The organism is Sagittula sp. MA-2, from assembly GCF_030126985.1.
Lineage (GTDB): Bacteria > Pseudomonadota > Alphaproteobacteria > Rhodobacterales > Rhodobacteraceae > Sagittula.
This window is the reverse complement of sequence record NZ_CP126145.1, coordinates 769,112-784,830: the sequence shown is the minus strand read 5'-3', so window position 1 is coordinate 784,830 and position 15,719 is coordinate 769,112. Positions and strand designations below refer to the sequence as shown.

Here is a 15,719-nt window from a genome sequence, read left to right as displayed (position 1 = left end):
TGCTCGGACAGACCATTCGTTGCTGCGATCTTTCATGACCGGACCTTTGCGCACCCTTTTCGTGCTCCTCCTGCTGGCCCTGCCCCCGTGGCGACCCGCCTTGGCGCAGGAGACGGTCGACCTCGCCGCCCCCTTCACCGCCGAGGACCTCTCGATCCAGGACCGGCGTTTCCTTCAGGTCGCACTGGCCTTCGAAGGGACGCTCGACGCCCCAATCATCCCCGACTGGCCCCCCGGTGCGGAGGCGGCGATGCACGGTTTCGCCCGCACCGCTTACGGCACCGCGCCCTCCGCGCTGCACATGGCCGCGCTGGCGCAGGATCTGACGGACCGCATCGCGCGGGACGGCTGGACGTGGCGGCACCTCGACACGCTGGGGCTGTCGCTCCTTTTCCCGGCCACGACCGCGACCCCCGCCCCGGCGAAGGGCGCGTTCACCGTCTGGGACCACGGCGGCTCTTCGCTCCGCTACCGCTTTGCCACCCTCTCGCGGGTCGAGGCGCAGGCCCTGCACCGCGACACCGTGGCGCTTCAGGCAGAGGGCGGCACGGCGATCCGCACCCGCGACGCCAGCCTGGCCGTGACCCGGATCACCGGCGCGGACGGCACCCTGCGCCATGTCCGCTCCGACTACATCGACGGCGCGTGGTCCACGGTGGTCCTGTCGGCAGAGGCGTCCGACCGCGCGCTCCTCGGGGCTGTGGCGGCCAGCATCGCGCCGGGACTGGCCGCGCCGCTGGCGGTGACGCGGGGCGGGCGGCTCGACCGGACACGAAAGGCCGCGGCGCCGCTGCTGGCAACCCTCGACCGGCTGCCGCAGGACGCGCCGACCCCGAACGAGGCCGCCCTGCCGCAGCCCCACCCGCCCCGCGCCGCCAGCACCGGCAGCGGCTTCTATGTCTCGGCAGAGGGGCACGTGCTGACCAACGCCCATGTCACCGACGACTGCATAACGATCCGCGTGGACGGCCTGCCCGCCCGCCTGCTGGCGGAGGCCACGGACAGCGACCTTGCGCTTCTTCTCTCGGACGGCCCGGCCCCCGCGGTCGCCACCTTCTCCGAAGCGCCCGCGCGGCTCAATTCCGACGTGACCGCGCTGGGGTATCCGCTGTCGCACATCCTCGGCGGGATGAACGTGACGCGCGGCGCGGTCTCTGCCAATACCGGGCTGTCGGGGGACATCGCGACCATGCAGATCACCGCACCCGTTCAGCCCGGCAACTCCGGCGGGCCGCTGATCGGTGCCGATGGCTCGGTGGTGGGCGTCGTGGTGGCCAAGCTCGACGCGCTCTCCATCGCCGACCAGCTCCGCGACATTCCCCAGAACGTGAACTTCGCGGTGAGGGCCGAGGTGGCCGCGCGGTTCCTGGCGGCGCAGGGCATCTCTCCGCGCCACGCCGCACCGCACGCGGCGCTCCCGCCCGAGGACCTGGCCCAGCGGGCCGCCGCCTTCACCGCCTTCGTGGAGTGCGATCCGCGCTGACCGGCAGGGCCCGGCCCCGCGCCCTTCCGCGAAACGCTTGCACCCCGACGCGCGGCGCCCTACCTCGGGACAACGACCGACGAAAGGCTGCAGATGTCCCAGACCCCGACCGAGCTGACCCAGGCCCTGCTCGACGCCGCGAAGAAAGCCGGCGCCGATGCCGCCGACGCCATCGCCATCGAAGGCACGTCGCTGTCCATCGACGTGCGCGCCGGGACGCTGGAACAGGCGGAACGGGCCGAGGGGCGCGACCTCGGGCTGCGGGTCTTTGTCGGCAAGCGGGTCGCCAGCGTCTCCACCTCCGACACCCGGGCCGAGGCGCTGACCGCCATGGCCGAGCGCGCCGTCGCCATGGCGCGCGAGACGCCCGAAGACCCCTACGCCGGCCTTGCCGATCCCTCGCAGCTTGCGCGCGACTGGGACATGAACGCGCTGCAGCTGGCCGACCCCACGGCCGAGCCCGCCCCGGCAGAGCTGGAGGACGACGCCCGCCGGGCAGAGGCCGCGGCGCTGGCCCATGAGGGCATCACCATGGTGCACTCCGCCTCCGCCACCTACTCGGCGCAGAACGTGGCGCTGGCGGCGTCCAACGGCTTTGTCGGCGGCTACCGCCGCACCGGGCGCTCGCGGTCCTGCGTCGCCGTGGCGGGCACCGGGCTGGCCATGGAACGCGACTACGACGGGGACAGCCGCATCTTCCAGTCCGACCTGCGTTCCGCCGAGGACATCGGCAACACCGCCGCCACCCGCGCGCTGGAACGGCTCAACCCGAAACGTCCGAAGACCGGCGCCTACCCCGTGCTCTTCGACGAACGCATCTCCTCGTCGCTGATCGGCCACCTCGTCGCCGCGTCGAACGGCGCATCGGTGGCGCGCGGCGCGTCCTGGCTGCGCGGCACCCTCGGCGAAGAGATCCTGCCCAAGGGCCTGTCGCTGATCGAGGACCCGCACCGCCCGCGCACCTCCGCCTCCCGCCCCTTCGACGCGGAGGGCCTGCCGACGCGGACCCGCAAGCTGATCGACGACGGCGTGCTGACCGGCTGGACGCTCGACCTCGCCAACGCCCGCAAGCTGGAGATGGAGAGCACTGCCAACGCCGCGCGCTCCGTCTCGGGCGGGATTTCCCCGACCGTCTGGAACCTCGAACTGACGCAGGGCGACAAGACCCGCGAAGAGCTGATGGCCGAGATGGGCAGCGGCCTGCTGGTGACCTCGATGATCGGCTCCACCATCAACCCCAACACCGGCGACTACTCGCGCGGGGCGGCGGGCTGGTGGGTGGAGAACGGCGCACTGGCCTACGCGGTCTCCGGCGTCACGCTTGCGGGCAACCTGCGCGAGATGCTGCGCGCCATCACCCCCGCGAACGACGCCCGCCCGTGGCTGTCCCGCGTGGTGCCGTCGCTGCTGGTCGAGGGGCTCACCCTTGCCGGAGACTGAGGCAGACGCCGACCTGCGCCTGCTGACCGATGCCGCGCGCCGGGCGGGCGAGATCGCGACCGGCTTCATCGGGCAGGACCTCGATATCCGCTACAAGGACGACGACGCGGGCCCCGTGACCCGCGCCGACCTCGCCGTGGACACGGCCCTGAAGGAGATCCTGCGCCCGGCCCGCCCCGATTACGGCTGGCTGTCGGAGGAAACGCCCGACGGCGACACCCGGCTTGGAAAGCAGCGCGTCTTCATCGTCGACCCCATCGACGGCACGCGCTCCTACATCGAAGGCTCGCGCGCATGGGCGCATGTGCTGGCGGTGGTCGAGGACGGGATCGTGATGGCGGCGGTGGTCTTCCTGCCGATGCTGGACGCGCTCTACAGCGCCCGGCTGGGCGGCGGTGCCCGGCTGAACGGCGACACGATCGCCGTCTCGCCCCGCGGCGCGCTGGCCGATGCGGAGGTGCTGGCCACACGGCCCAACCTCGACCCGCACCACTGGCCCGGCGGCGTGCCGCAGGTGAAGCGCCACCACCGCCCCTCGCTGGCCTACCGGCAGGCACTGGTGGCGGAGGGGCGCTACGACGCCATGTTCACCTTCCGGCCAAGCTGGGAATGGGACATCGCCGCCGGCGCGCTGATCCTGTCGGAGGCGGGCGCCACCGTCACCGACCGCCGCGGCCTGCCGCTGCGCTTCAACGGGCCGAAGGCGCAGGTCGACGGGTTGGTGGCGGCCAACCCCGGCCTGCACGGCGCGCTCATGGCGCGGCTCAGCGACGCGGCACCGGGGACGCCCGGTTCGGCGGCAAAGGCCCGCAACCGGTAACGAAGTATTTGGCACGACACCCGAAACGCCCCGTGGCAAGCTTGACCCCGTCCCCGCGATGACTACGGTCATGGCCCGTCACCCCGGCTCCCATCCTTCAGGAGAAGCGCATGCAACGGCTCCATCTCGTCTTCGGCGGCGAACTCGAAGACCCCACCAAGACCGTGTTCCGCGACGTGAACGACCTGCACATCGTCGGCATCTTTCCGAACTACGAAGAGGCTTTCAACGCATGGAAGGCAGAGGCACAGCGCACCGTGGACAACGCCCACATGCGCTATTTCATCGCCCACCTGCACCGGCTGAGAGAGGAAGGCAAGGAAGCCTCCTCCACCGAAGAACTGGGCTGACGCCTTGAGCAGTCGCGCGTTGTCGCTCCAGGCCTATCTGGCCACGACGCGCGGCCCGGGCGCGGAAAAGCCGCAACCGCTGCCGCCGCGCCCGCCGGGGCCGGTCGTCTGGGCCTGGGCCTCGGGCGAGGAACGCGGGCGCGCGCTGGCCAGCCTCTGCGCCCGCCTGAACGGCCACCACCCGGACACCGAGATCGTGCTGTCCGGCGACACGCCCGCCACCGGCGAGGCGTTGCACCTGCCCGCGCCCGCCGAACGGCTGCCCGACTGCACCGCCTACGCGCGGCACCTGAAGCCGGACGTGGTGCTCTGGGCCGGGTCCAACCTGCGCCCCGCCCTGCTGCACGCGCTGTCGGAGGAGGGCGCGCATCTCGTCGCGCTCGACCTCGCCGACACGCCGCCCGTGGCGCCCGCCGCCGCGCGCTGGCTGCCCGATCCGGCCCCGGCGGCGCTGGCGCTCTTCGACACGCTCTACGCCACCGACGAGGCCGCCGCCCGGCGCCTCAGGCGGCTGGGGATGGAAGCCGCGCGCATCCATGCCGCAGGCCCGCTGATGGACACGGAGATGCCCCTGCCCTGCGCCGACACCCAGCACGAGGAGGTCGCGGGGCTGATGGCGGGGCGCCCGGTGTGGCTGGCCGCCCGCCTGCGCGGCGCGGAAACCCACGACATCCTCGCAGCCCACCGGCAGGCCGTGCGCCTCAACCACCGCCTGCTGCTGGTCATCGTCCCCGCCTGCGCGCAGGACGCCGAGCGGATCGTCCGCGCCGCCCGGCAGGCACAGCTCCGGCTCTGCCTCTGGGACGAGGGCGACACCCCGGACGAAAACACCCAGGTCATCATCACCGAAGGGCCGGAGGCGCTTGGCCTGTGGTATCGCATCGCGCCGCTGGCCTTCCTCGGCGGCTCGCTCCTGACGGGCGTCGGCGGCGAGGACCCCTACGAGGCCGCGACGCTGGGCACCGCGATCCTTTACGGTCCGAACGTCGGCGGCCACCTGCGCAGCTACACCCGGCTGGTGGAGGCCGGGGCCGCACGCATCGTCCGCGATGCCGATTCGCTGGCGACGGCGGTGCTGCACCTTGTCGCCCCCGACCAGGCGGCGGCCATGGCGCATGCCGGATGGGACGTGATCTCCTCCGGGGCGGAACTGGTCGACAAGGTCATCGCCGAAGTGGCCGAGGTCCTCGACGAACGCGGGGCGGTCTGATGCAGGCGCCGCGCTTCTGGTTCACCCCACCCGACGCCCCTGCGTGGCAGGCCCGCGCGCTGGCCCCGCTGGCCGCGCTCACCGCCCGCGCCACCGCGCGCCGCGTGACCCGCGCCCCGGACCATGCCCCCGGCATCCCGGTGATCTGCGTCGGCAACGTCAACGCGGGCGGCACCGGCAAGACCCCCGCCGCCATCGCGCTGGTCCAGAGCCTGCAGGAGCGCGGCCTGACACCGCATGTGCTGTCGCGCGGCTACGGCGGCACGCTCGACGGCCCGGTGCAGGTCGATCCGCTCAGCCACACCGCAGACCAGACCGGGGACGAACCGCTCCTGCTCGCCGCCTTCTGCCCGGCATGGGTGGCAAAGGACCGCGCCGCGGGCGCCCGCGCGGCCGAGGCAGCGGGCGCCGACGTTCTCGTGCTCGATGACGGGCTGCAGAACCCGGCGCTGCGCAAGGACCTGACGCTGGTGACAGTGGACGCGCACATGGGCTTCGGCAATGGCCGCTGCCTGCCCGCAGGCCCCCTGCGCGAACCCGTGGCCGCGGGCCTTTCCCGTGCCGACCTGCTTCTCTCCATCGGCCCCCCCGCCGCGCAGCAGCGCTTTGCCGCCACATGGGGCGCGGAGGTGGACATCCCCCACCTGACCGGCGCGCTGGAGCCGCTGCAGACCGGCATGGACTGGCAGGACACGGCCGCCTTCGCCTTCGCGGGCATCGGCCATCCGGAGAAGTTCTTTGCCACCCTCAGGGGCCTTGGCGCCGACGTGAAGGGCACCGTGGCGCTCGGCGACCACCAGCCGCTGACCGCCGCCATCCTGACCCGTCTCGTGCAGGACGCGCGCAAGATGAACGCACAGCTCGTCACCACGGAAAAGGACGCCGTCCGCCTGCCCGCCGACATGCGCCGCCACGTGCTGACCGTCCCTGTCCGGCTGAAGATCGACGATCCCGCGCCGCTCGACGCAGCGCTCGACCGGCTGTTCGGCTGAGCGGCACACCAGCCGCCCCGCGAATCGCGTCGTGCCAGAAGGCCCCAGTCACTCCGCCGCGAGCTGCCCCTGATCGCGCGCGCCCATCGCGGCCAGTTCCGCCACGACGCCGCGCAGCACCCGCCGCACGTCCTCGAAATCCGCGCTCGGGCAGATGTTCCTCTCGTCCATGTAGAGCGAGCGGTCGATCTCCACCTGCACGGCGTGCTGGTTCCGCAGCGGACGCCCGTAGGCCTGCGTCGAATAGGCCCCGGCAAAGGGCGTGTTGCGCGCCACCACGAAGCCGGCCGCGCGGAAGGCCGCCTCCACCCTTTCCACCACGTCCGCCGCCGAGGAGGCGCCGAAGCGGTCGCCGATCACGATCTCGGGCCGGGGCACGCCGTTGCGCAGCGCGCCGTCCAGCGCCTCGCGCGGCATCGAATGGCAGTCGATCAGGATCGCCTCGCCAAAGACCGCGTGCGACTGCGCCAGCAGCGACGCCAGCTTCTCGTGATAGGGCCGCCAGATCTGCTGCAGACGGCGCTCCGCCTCCAGCCGGGACAGCTTGCCGCGATAGATCGCCCGTCCGCCCGCCACGACCCGCGGCACCACGCCAAGGCCCGAGGCCACGCGCGGATTGTGCCCCGAACGGCGCACCCCCTCGATCAGCGCCGGGTCCAGTTCGTCGACCGCGCGGTTGAGGTCGACGTAGGCGCGCGGCGCACCGGCGCGCAGCAGCGGGGCACCAAGTTCGGGCGCGGAATCGAACAGCCGGTCGACCCAGGCATCCTCCGACGAGCGAATCGTCCGCTCGTCCAGCTGGGTCGTCGCAAGGAAGCTCGGCGGATAATCGCGCCCCGAATGCGGGGACGCGAACACAACGCAACTCGACAGCGTCTCCGGAAGATGAAGATGGTAAGCTGTGCTGGGCATTGGCGCTCCTTTGCAGCAAATCATAGACCGAAAACTTTCGACTCCAAAAGCCCTTGATCCCGCTCCGGAACCTATTTATAGACCCCTCCACCGGCGCGGACCTCCCGCGCCCCTTTCTTTCGGAGGGGGCAAGGACCAAGGGGAACCGATCGGCCATACGGGCGGTTAGCTCAGCGGTAGAGCACTACGTTGACATCGTAGGGGTCACTGGTTCGATCCCAGTATCGCCCACCAGATTTCACCCCCCGGGGGTTGCGGGCGCGTCCTGAACAGGACCGCGCCCGAGATGTTCCGGGGACCTGCAACGCAGGACGCTCAGGCGTCTGGCACAACCCATGGCGCTCGCGCGCCGCGAAAGACGAAGGAGAGACCGATGAAGGTCGCAAACTCGCTCCGCTCGCTCAAGAATCGCCATCGCGACTGCCGCGTTGTGCGCCGCAAGGGCCGCGTTTACGTGATCAACAAGACCCAGCGCAAGTTCAAGGCGCGTCAGGGCTGATCGCACGACCCGACCTTCGGGCCGGGATCGACGCAAGAAAGAACCCCCGCAGGCACATGCCTCGGGGGTTTTTCTGTGTTCGGGTACTCTTTAAAGACGACCCTCCGCCTGCGCGCCCGCCCCTTGTGAGGGCGTGGCGTGGCGAATGGGGCCACCGGGCCTGTCACACTGGCCCGGTAGGAGCGTCCACAAGGCCCGGCTGATTCTCCGCCCCCGTCTCTCCCGCAGGTCAGCCGCCGCGCATCCGTTCGATGACCGCCAGCATGTTGCGGGCCTGCGTGGCACGCGCGCCGTTCGGGTAGGCCCGCAGGTAGCGCCGCACCTGCTCCTCGGTGCCAAGGCGCTCCACCTCGGCCCACATCGCCGCATCGGAGGGCCCGCGGCGCGGCGCAGGCTCGGCCCTTGCCGCTTCCGCCGCTGCGGCAGCCTCCTGGGCGGCCCGCTTGCGCTCCGCCTCCGCTGCGGCGGCCTGCCGGGCCCGCTCGCGGGCGCGCTGCGCATCCGCCGCCTGCTCCTTCGCCGCGGCGTCCGCCTCGATCTTCGCGATCTGGTCGAGATCGAGATAGCCGGTCTCTTCCATCCCCGCGTTCTTCTGCCAGCCGCGCACCGCCTCGCGGGTGCCCTCGCCGAAGATCCCGTCCACCGCCCAGGTGTAATACCCCAGGAGGTCGAGATCGCGCTGGATGTCTCGCCGCGCCTCGCGCGTCAGGCCAAGGAAGTCCTCCGCCCGCCGCAGGTCATAGAAGGGATCGGACTTGATCGCCTTGATCCGCTGGTTGGCGGCGTTGGTATAGGCGCCGTCCGGCTGCGCCTTCAGGTAGGATGTATAGCTGGCCTCGGTGTTCTCGATCCGCGCCGCCCGCCAGGCCGCGTCGTCCGCTGCGATCTCCACTTCCGAGCGGGTGTCCTCCGGCTCCGCCACCGGGGCGGTCTCGGCAACCTCCGGCGCGACCTCGTCCGCCGGGGCGGGTTCCGCGGTCTCCGCCATCACCGGCTCCGGCGCTTCCGCGGGCTCCGGCTCCGCGGCCACGACCGCCTCCGCCTCGCCCGTGTCCGCAGCCCCGGCCTCCGGCGCATCCGCCACCTCGGCCTCCGGCGCTTCGGTCACTTCGGCCACAGGCGCCTCGGCTGTATCGGCCTCCGGTGCTTCGGTCACCTCCGCCACCGGCGCTTCGGCGGTGTCAGCCTCCGGCGCCTCGGTCACCTCCGCCACCGGCGCCTCTGCGGTGTCGGCCTCCGGCGCCTCGGTCACTTCCGCCACGGGGGCATCAGCCGTCTCCGCCTCGGGCATGTCCTCCGCCGGGGTCTCTGCAACCTCTGCCGCGGGGGCGTCCGCCTCCGTCTCCGGCTCGATCACCTCGACCACCTCATCGGACGGCATCTCCGACGCATCGGTCCCTTCGGCCTCGGCCACCTCGGGCTCCGCGACCGGCGCAGGTTCAGGCGCGGCGCTCTCCGCCACGTCCGGCGCCTCTTCGGCCGCCTCGGGCTCTGGCTCCACCGCAGCGACCGGGCCGTCCTCCGGCACGCCGCCGGGTGCGCCGCCCACGTCGTCCACAGGCTCGCGCTCGACCACCACGAGGTCCGCGCCGCCGTTTCCGCTGACCGTCAGGCCCGCCGCCCGCGCCGCGGCCACCACCGGCACGCCGACCTTCACCAGATCGCCCGCCGCGAAGCGCGCCACCTTGGCCTCCTCGCCGCGCAGCACGGTCACACCCTCGGGCACGCGCAGATCTCCCAGGCCCGGTTCGAGGAAATCGCCAAACTCGCCTGCCACGCCGCTTTCGGCCAGCACGAGGAAAGACCGCCCCGGCGACTTCGCCAGCACGCTCAGCACCGCCTCCACCGGGAAGGCCTCGACCATCACCGCCGCATCGGCAAGGCCCGATCCGTCCGCCGCAGGCAAGAGCCACGAGCCGTGGTCGGCATGGGCGAAGGCCCCGGCCAGGATCACCACCACCGGGCCGTCATCGCCGTCGATCGCCGACACGAAGGTGCGGAAGCCGTCCGACATGGCCGCGCCGCCCGCGTCGCGCGCCTCGGTCACGTCGAAGCCCTTGTCCCTCAGCGCCTGCGCCGTCTCTGCCACCTGTGTCGCGGCAAAGAGCGTCTGGACGCCGTTGTAACTGCTGTTGCCGATCACGAGGGCGTCGCCCTCGGCTGCCGCAACATTGGGCATCAATACGCCCGTGATCGTTCCGGAAACGAGTCCTGTAAAGGCAAGTGCAAGAATCCGCATGACAAATCCTCCTTTGTCCACAAGCCTACCGCGCTTGGCTCTTCCGACAAGACACGATTCTGCCAGAGCCGAAAACTTCTGCGGCGTGACAAACCCGCGCGCCCCGGAGGGCGCGGGAATTTTTTCCGGATTCTCAGGAAGATGCCCCGTTGCGGGTACAACCGTCAGTCGTAAGTCCGCTGATCCTCGATCACCAGCCCGTCGCGCGGCAAACCGCCGGGGGCCACCAGTTCGACCCGTCCCTTCATCTTCAGAACGCCTGCCACGCTGTCCTCGACGCCCGGGACGGCCTCTGCCCCGGTTTCGATTCGCACCGTCATCACGTCCATCTCGCCCTCGCGGCTGGCGACCACGCGGGCGCGGTCGATCTCGGCATGGCGGGCGACCAGTTCGGCCACCTGCTCGGGGCGCACGAACATGCCCTTGATCTTCGTCGTCTGGTCGGCGCGGCCCATCCAGCCCTTAATCCGGGTGTTGGTCCGCCCGCAGGGGCTTTCCCCCGGCAGGATCGCCGACAGGTCGCCGGTGGCGAAACGGATCAGCGGGTAGTCGGGGTTCAGCGTGGTCACCACGATCTCGCCCACCTCGCCCTCGGCCACCGGGTCGCCGGTGCCGGGGGTCACGATCTCAAGGATCACGCCCTCGTCGAGGATCATCCCCTCCTTCGCCGAGCTCTCGTAGGCGACGTTGCCCAGGTCGGCTGTCGCGTAGCATTGCAGGCAAAGGATGCCGCGCTCCTCGTACCAGGCGCGGAGGGAGGGGAACAGCGCCCCGCCGCCCACCGCCGCCCGGGCGATCTGCAGCTCCAGCCCCATCTCGTCGGCCTTTTCAATGATCACCTTCAGGTAATCCGGCGTGCCCGCGTAGGCGGTGGCGCCCACGTCCTTCGCCGCCCGCACCTGAAGCTCCGTCTGGCCGGTGCCGGCTGGCAGCACGGCGGCGCCCACCGCCCGCGCGCCGTTCTCGAAGATCATCCCGGCAGGCGTCAGGTGGTAGCCGAAACAGTTCTGCACCACGTCGCCCACGCCGATCCCGCAGGCATGCAGGAAGCGGCCCACGCGCCACCAGTCGTGGCTCACGCCGCCCGGTTCGTAGATCGGCCCCGGCGACTGGAACACATGCGCGAGGTTGCTGACCGGCAGGCCGCCGAAGGGCGGGGCCTCCTTCTGGCGCGCCACGAGGTCCGCCTTGCGCAGCACCGGCAGCGACTTCAGGTCGGCCAGCGTCTCCAGCGCATCCAGCCCGTGCCGCGCCAGTTGCGCGTTCAGGCCCTCGAGCTGCGCCGCCTCCCGTTCGTCGCGGCTGCGCGTTTCGAGCGCGTCGAAATAGGTGCTCATCGGGTTGTCCCTCCCCTCGGGCAATCTGCATTTATCCGGATAGCTATTTTCCGGCGTTCTGATATTTTCCGTGCCGAAGGGGACAGTCCGTGATCACCCAACTGGAACGACGCCTGCGTTTCGATCATGACCGGAGGGTCATGCACCTGGATGTCTCCGGGCTGCGCTTCGAGCATCCCGTGGACGTCGATATCCACTTCGACGCGATCGAGGACAGCATCGCCGCCTCCGGCGAACGCCACTGGTATTTCCTGATCGACCTCACCGGCACCGCCATCCTGCCCGCGGCCTGCAAGGCCTACACGGGCCGCGTGCACGCGCTGAACCTGCATCACGCTCTGGGGTCCGCCCGCTACGGTGCCACGCCGGACATCGCCGCCGCGCTGGCCACGATCTCGCAGCAGTCCGGCTTCAACATGCCCGTTTTCCCGGACGAGGCGACGGCGCTGCGCTACCTTCAGGACATCCGCGACGCCAACCTGCCGCCGCGCGTGGACGAACGGACGCTGCGCTTCCACGACCTCTATCCGCGGGTCAGCTTTGATACCAACCGCCGCATCGTCGAGATCGACATGTCGGACATGACGCTCAACCATGCCCGCGACGTCGCCGACCTCTTCGACCACGTCGAGGCGCGCGTTGTCGCCATGGGCCGCCCGATGCGCTGGTACGCGCTGGTCAACTACCACAATGCGCAGGTCATGCCTGCCGCATGGGTCGAATACGCCCGCCGGGGCCGCGACCTGAACACCAGTTTCTCGCTCGCCACGCTGCGTTACAACGTCGCCGAAGACGAGGCGGAGAACATCCGCGCGCGCAGTGCCAGCGCCGGCTTCGCACCCAATATCTTCGCCACCCGCGCAGAGGCGCTGGCGCAGCTCGACCTCCTGCGCAGCATGCGCGAGGCGTGACAGAGAGGCGCCGCCTTCGGGACAGGTCTTCATCGCACGCCCCTCAGGCCAGCCAGCGTTTGCGGCGCCGGTAGGAACGCACGTCGCGGAACGATTTCCGGCCCTCGTCCGACATGCCGAGGTAGAACTCCTTCACGTCCGGGTTCTCGCGCAGCTCGCTGGCCGGGCCTTCCATCACAACCCTCCCGTTTTCGAGAATGTATCCCGAATGCGCATAGCGCAGGGCGACGTTGGTGTTCTGCTCCGCCAAAAGGAAAGACACGCCCTCCCCTTCGTTCACCGCCTTCACGATCTCGAAGATCTGCTCCACCAGCTGCGGCGCCAGACCCATCGAAGGCTCGTCCAGCAGGATCGTCTCCGGGCGGCTCATCAGCGCACGGCCGATCGCCGTCATCTGCTGCTCCCCGCCCGAGGTATAGCCTGCCTGGCTCTTCCGCCGCTCCTTCAGCCGCGGGAAATACTCGTAGACCATGTCGAGGTCGGCCTCGATGGCGCCCTTGCCGTCGCGCCGCGTGTAGGCGCCGGTCATCAGGTTCTCCTCGACCGTCAGGTGTTCGAAGCAGTGCCGCCCCTCCATCACCTGGATGACGCCCCGCTTCACCAGCGCCGCCGGGTCGAGGTCCTGCACCCGCTCGCCCTTGTAGACGATGGAGCCCTTTGTGACCTCGCCGCGCTCCGAATGCAGCAGGTTGGAAATCGCCTTCAGCGTCGTGGTCTTGCCCGCGCCGTTGCCGCCCAGAAGCGCGGTGATCCCGCCCTTCCGGACCGTCAGCGACACGCCCTTCAGCACGAGGATCACGTGGTTGTAGATCACCTCGATGTTGTTGACCTCAAGCAGGGTCTCGGTCTTCCCGGCGTCCAGCATGGCGTTCCTCTCGCAGCCCGCCGGACCCTTGCCCGGACCGCTGCCTCGTCTCTGTGAAAATCCCTTGGGTGTCCGGCGGCAGCGGCCTGCGCCGCCGCCGGACGTATCGTCACGCGAAGGCCGTCAGCCGCCGCAGGTCTCGTTCACCGGCCAGGGCTGGTTCGCCTCGGCGTATTCCGCCGCCGACGACGCGATCAGGTCGGCATAGCCCTCGGTGTTCGGCACCAGGTGGTCGGATGCCTTCACGAACTTCTCGCCGTCCCACTCCAGCATCCAGCCGCCGGACTTGCCGGTGTGGTCGTCGCAGGAGGTCTTGAACGGCGGCACCATGCCGGTCAGGCCCAGCTCGTCGATGCGCGCCTCGGTCATGTCGATGTTCTCGAGACCCCAGCGCAGCTGCGCCGCGTCGATCTCTGCCGTGCCGTATTCCTCTTGCGCCATGCGGATGCCCTCGGCGAGGATGGCCGAGATGATGATGCCGCGGTTGTAGAACACGCCTTCCATCTCTTCCGGGTTCGACTTCGTCAGACCGGCGTCGACCACGTGCTTCTTGATGTCCGCGATCACCGGCGCATCGGCGTTCGGGAACGACCACGAGATCGACTTGTAGCCCTTGCCGTCCTCGCCGACGATCTTGAGGTCGGCGTCATGCCCGGCCCACCAGACGCCGATGAAGTTCTCCATCGGGAACTTGGTCTTCACCGCCTCGGTGATGGCCCCGGCGTTCATCGCACCCCAGCCCCACATGATGACGTAATCCGGGCGCTCGCGGCGGATCTGAAGCCACTGCGCGGACTGGTTCTGCATCTCCTTCAGGCCGACCGGGATCGGCACCAGCTCGAACCCCTTTTCCTCGGCCAGCTTCTCGAGCACCGGCAGAGGCTCCTTGCCGAACGGGTGGTCGAGGTGCAGGTGCACGATCTTCTTGCCCTCCAGCGACCCCTGGCTTTCGAGGTACTGGATGATCATGTCGGCGCCGTCCCAGTAACCGGCAGGCGTGTTGAACGCCCACTGGAAGGTCGCGCCGTCCATCATCGGGCTGAATCCGTAGCCCGAGGCGAGGATCGGGATCTCGTCCACGTTGGTCTTCGGCAGCACCTGAAGCGTGATGCCCGTGGACCACGGCTGGGTCACGATGGCCTGCCCCTTGGTCTTCTCGTAGCACTCGACGCCCTTCTCGGTGGAATAGCCGGTCTCGCATTCCTCGAAGTTGATCTTCGCGCCGCCGATGCCACCGTCCCGCTCGTTGAGCATGGTCATGTAGTCGGCCTGCCCGTTCATCAGCGGAATGCCCGTCGCGGCAAAGGGGCCAGTCCGGTAGCTGAGGTTCGGGGTGTACAGTTCCTGCGCCATGGCAGCGCCTGCGGTGACACCCGCGACGACCGCGGCCACCGCCAGTTTCGTGAAGTGTTTCATTGGTTCTCCTCCCTGAAATCTGTCACTTCGTTTCTTACGTCGTCTTTCGGGCCCACCCTTCGCGGGACCCCGCGCAGGGCGCAGATCCTGCCCCCGCACGCGCGTCACCGGCCGCGCCCCGTCAGTGCGGGAACGGCCAGAGGATCATCTTCTCCCGGATCAGCCGCCACAGCTGCGCCAGCCCGTGCGGCTCCACGATCAGGAAGAACACGATCAGGCTCCCCACGATCATGATGTTGAGGTGCTCCACCAGCGCGCTGTCGATGGAAATCCCCAGCGCGTTCGGCAGCAGGTTCAGCACCACCGGCAGGCCCACGATCAGGATGGCGCCCAGGTAGTTGCCCATGATCGATCCCAGCCCGCCGATGATCGCGATGAACAGGATGCGGAACGACAGCGGGATGTCGAAGAGGTTCGGCTCCGCCGCGCCGCGCCACATGAAAACGAACAGCGCCCCGGCCACGCCCACGATGTAGGACGAGATCGCGAAGGCCGTCAGTTTCGAGCGCATCAGGTTGATGCCGATCAGCTCGGCGGCGATGTCCATGTCCCGCGTCGCCTTCCACGTCCGCCCCAGCGTGCCGCGCGTCAGGTTGATGCAGAGCATCGTCAGAAGGCAGACGATGAACAGCACCACGTAATACTGCACGATGCTGCTGGCCTGCGGCCCCGCCACGTAGACCCCGAACATCTCGAGGTTCGGCACCTGGATCGCGCCGCTTGCGTTGTAGTTGTAAAGCCAGGCCCACTTCTCGAAGAGCCACACAAGGAAGAACTGCGCCGCCAGCGTCGCGATGGCGAGGTAGAACCCCTTGATCCGCAGGCTGGGAATGCCGAAGGCCACCCCCACCCCGGCCGAGAACACCCCCGACAAGAGGATCGCGATCACCGGGTTCATCCACGGCATGAGCGTGATCAGCTTGTAGCAGGCATAGGCGCCGACCCCCATGAAGGCCGCGGTGCCCAGCGAGAGCTGCCCGGCATAGCCCGTCAGGATGTTCAGCCCGAGTGCCGCCAGCGAATAGATCAGCACCGGGATCAGCAGCGTCTGGAAGGCGAACTCGCTCGCCGTCAGCGGAAAGATCACCCAGGCGCACAGCAGGATCACCCCCAGCAGGATCGCGTCCTGCCGGACCGGGAACAGCGCCTGGTCCGCCTCGTATGTCGTCTTGAACTGTCCGGCGGTGCGATAGAGCATCCGCGGTCCTCCCTATTCATCGCCCGGACCGGTCTTGCCGCCGGTCC

General features: G+C 69.7%; 14 protein-coding genes and 1 tRNA gene. 9 read left to right on the top strand and 6 right to left on the bottom strand.

The window, feature by feature from the left end:
* The first annotated feature begins 34 nt into the window (after positions 1–34).
* The 6 genes from QNI11_RS03970 (at position 35) to lpxK (ending at position 6,295) form a co-directional block, all read left to right on the top strand.
* Entirely contained in the window at positions 35–1,483 is a 1,449-nt protein-coding gene (locus QNI11_RS03970) for a S1C family serine protease (protein ID WP_283982415.1), read from the top strand.
* 93 nt (positions 1,484–1,576) lie between these two features.
* A complete protein-coding gene (locus QNI11_RS03965) occupies positions 1,577–2,923 on the top strand; it encodes a TldD/PmbA family protein (RefSeq protein WP_283982414.1) in 1,347 nt (448 codons plus the stop codon).
* A complete protein-coding gene (locus QNI11_RS03960; protein WP_283982413.1) occupies positions 2,910–3,743 on the top strand; it encodes a 3'(2'),5'-bisphosphate nucleotidase CysQ in 834 nt (277 codons plus the stop codon). The genes QNI11_RS03965 and QNI11_RS03960 overlap by 14 nt, the downstream gene beginning before the upstream one ends.
* A 110-nt stretch (positions 3,744–3,853) precedes the next feature.
* Positions 3,854–4,093, top strand: a complete 240-nt coding sequence (locus QNI11_RS03955; RefSeq protein WP_100927757.1) for a DUF4170 domain-containing protein — start codon at positions 3,854–3,856, stop codon at positions 4,091–4,093.
* Positions 4,094–4,112: 19 nt separating this feature from the next.
* Positions 4,113–5,303 (top strand): 3-deoxy-D-manno-octulosonic acid transferase, encoded by a 1,191-nt coding sequence (locus QNI11_RS03950; RefSeq protein WP_283982412.1) that lies wholly within the window; start codon positions 4,113–4,115, stop codon positions 5,301–5,303.
* Positions 5,303–6,295, top strand: a complete 993-nt coding sequence (gene lpxK, locus QNI11_RS03945; RefSeq protein WP_283982411.1) for a tetraacyldisaccharide 4'-kinase — start codon at positions 5,303–5,305, stop codon at positions 6,293–6,295. The genes QNI11_RS03950 and lpxK overlap by 1 nt, the downstream gene beginning before the upstream one ends.
* Positions 6,296–6,343: 48 nt before the next feature.
* On the opposite strand, the gene QNI11_RS03940 is transcribed toward lpxK, so the two are convergent.
* Positions 6,344–7,207: an N-formylglutamate amidohydrolase gene (locus QNI11_RS03940; RefSeq protein WP_283982410.1), complete on the bottom strand. Its 864-nt coding sequence runs from the start codon at positions 7,205–7,207 to the stop codon at positions 6,344–6,346.
* A gap of 159 nt (positions 7,208–7,366) precedes the next feature.
* Between QNI11_RS03940 and QNI11_RS03935 the strand changes: the two genes are divergently transcribed.
* Together QNI11_RS03935 and ykgO are read left to right on the top strand one after the other, a co-directional pair.
* Positions 7,367–7,441, top strand: a tRNA-Val gene (locus tag QNI11_RS03935).
* Positions 7,442–7,580: 139 nt separating this feature from the next.
* Positions 7,581–7,706 (top strand): type B 50S ribosomal protein L36, encoded by a 126-nt coding sequence (ykgO, locus tag QNI11_RS03930; RefSeq protein ID WP_005859170.1) that lies wholly within the window; start codon positions 7,581–7,583, stop codon positions 7,704–7,706.
* 229 nt (positions 7,707–7,935) lie between these two features.
* Here the strand turns inward: ykgO and QNI11_RS03925 are convergent, their stop codons facing one another.
* Complete coding sequence (locus tag QNI11_RS03925; RefSeq protein ID WP_283982409.1) at positions 7,936–9,945, bottom strand: peptidoglycan-binding protein; 2,010 nt, start codon at positions 9,943–9,945, stop codon at positions 7,936–7,938.
* Positions 9,946–10,109: 164 nt separating this feature from the next.
* Positions 10,110–11,282, bottom strand: coding sequence for a phenylacetate--CoA ligase family protein (locus QNI11_RS03920; protein WP_283982408.1), 1,173 nt, complete (start codon positions 11,280–11,282; stop codon positions 10,110–10,112).
* A gap of 89 nt (positions 11,283–11,371) precedes the next feature.
* On the opposite strand from QNI11_RS03920, the gene QNI11_RS03915 reads away from it, so the two are divergent.
* Entirely contained in the window at positions 11,372–12,193 is an 822-nt protein-coding gene (locus QNI11_RS03915) for a hypothetical protein (protein WP_283982407.1), read from the top strand.
* 43 nt (positions 12,194–12,236) lie between these two features.
* Here the strand turns inward: QNI11_RS03915 and QNI11_RS03910 are convergent, their stop codons facing one another.
* From QNI11_RS03910 to QNI11_RS03900, 3 genes are all read right to left on the bottom strand, one after another.
* Positions 12,237–13,058 (bottom strand): ABC transporter ATP-binding protein, encoded by an 822-nt coding sequence (locus tag QNI11_RS03910; RefSeq protein WP_283982406.1) that lies wholly within the window; start codon positions 13,056–13,058, stop codon positions 12,237–12,239.
* Positions 13,059–13,181: 123 nt separating this feature from the next.
* Positions 13,182–14,474: an ABC transporter substrate-binding protein gene (locus QNI11_RS03905; RefSeq protein WP_100927765.1), complete on the bottom strand. Its 1,293-nt coding sequence runs from the start codon at positions 14,472–14,474 to the stop codon at positions 13,182–13,184.
* A gap of 121 nt (positions 14,475–14,595) precedes the next feature.
* Positions 14,596–15,672, bottom strand: coding sequence for a branched-chain amino acid ABC transporter permease (locus tag QNI11_RS03900; protein ID WP_100927766.1), 1,077 nt, complete (start codon positions 15,670–15,672; stop codon positions 14,596–14,598).
* Between the last annotated feature and the right edge of the window lie 47 nt (positions 15,673–15,719).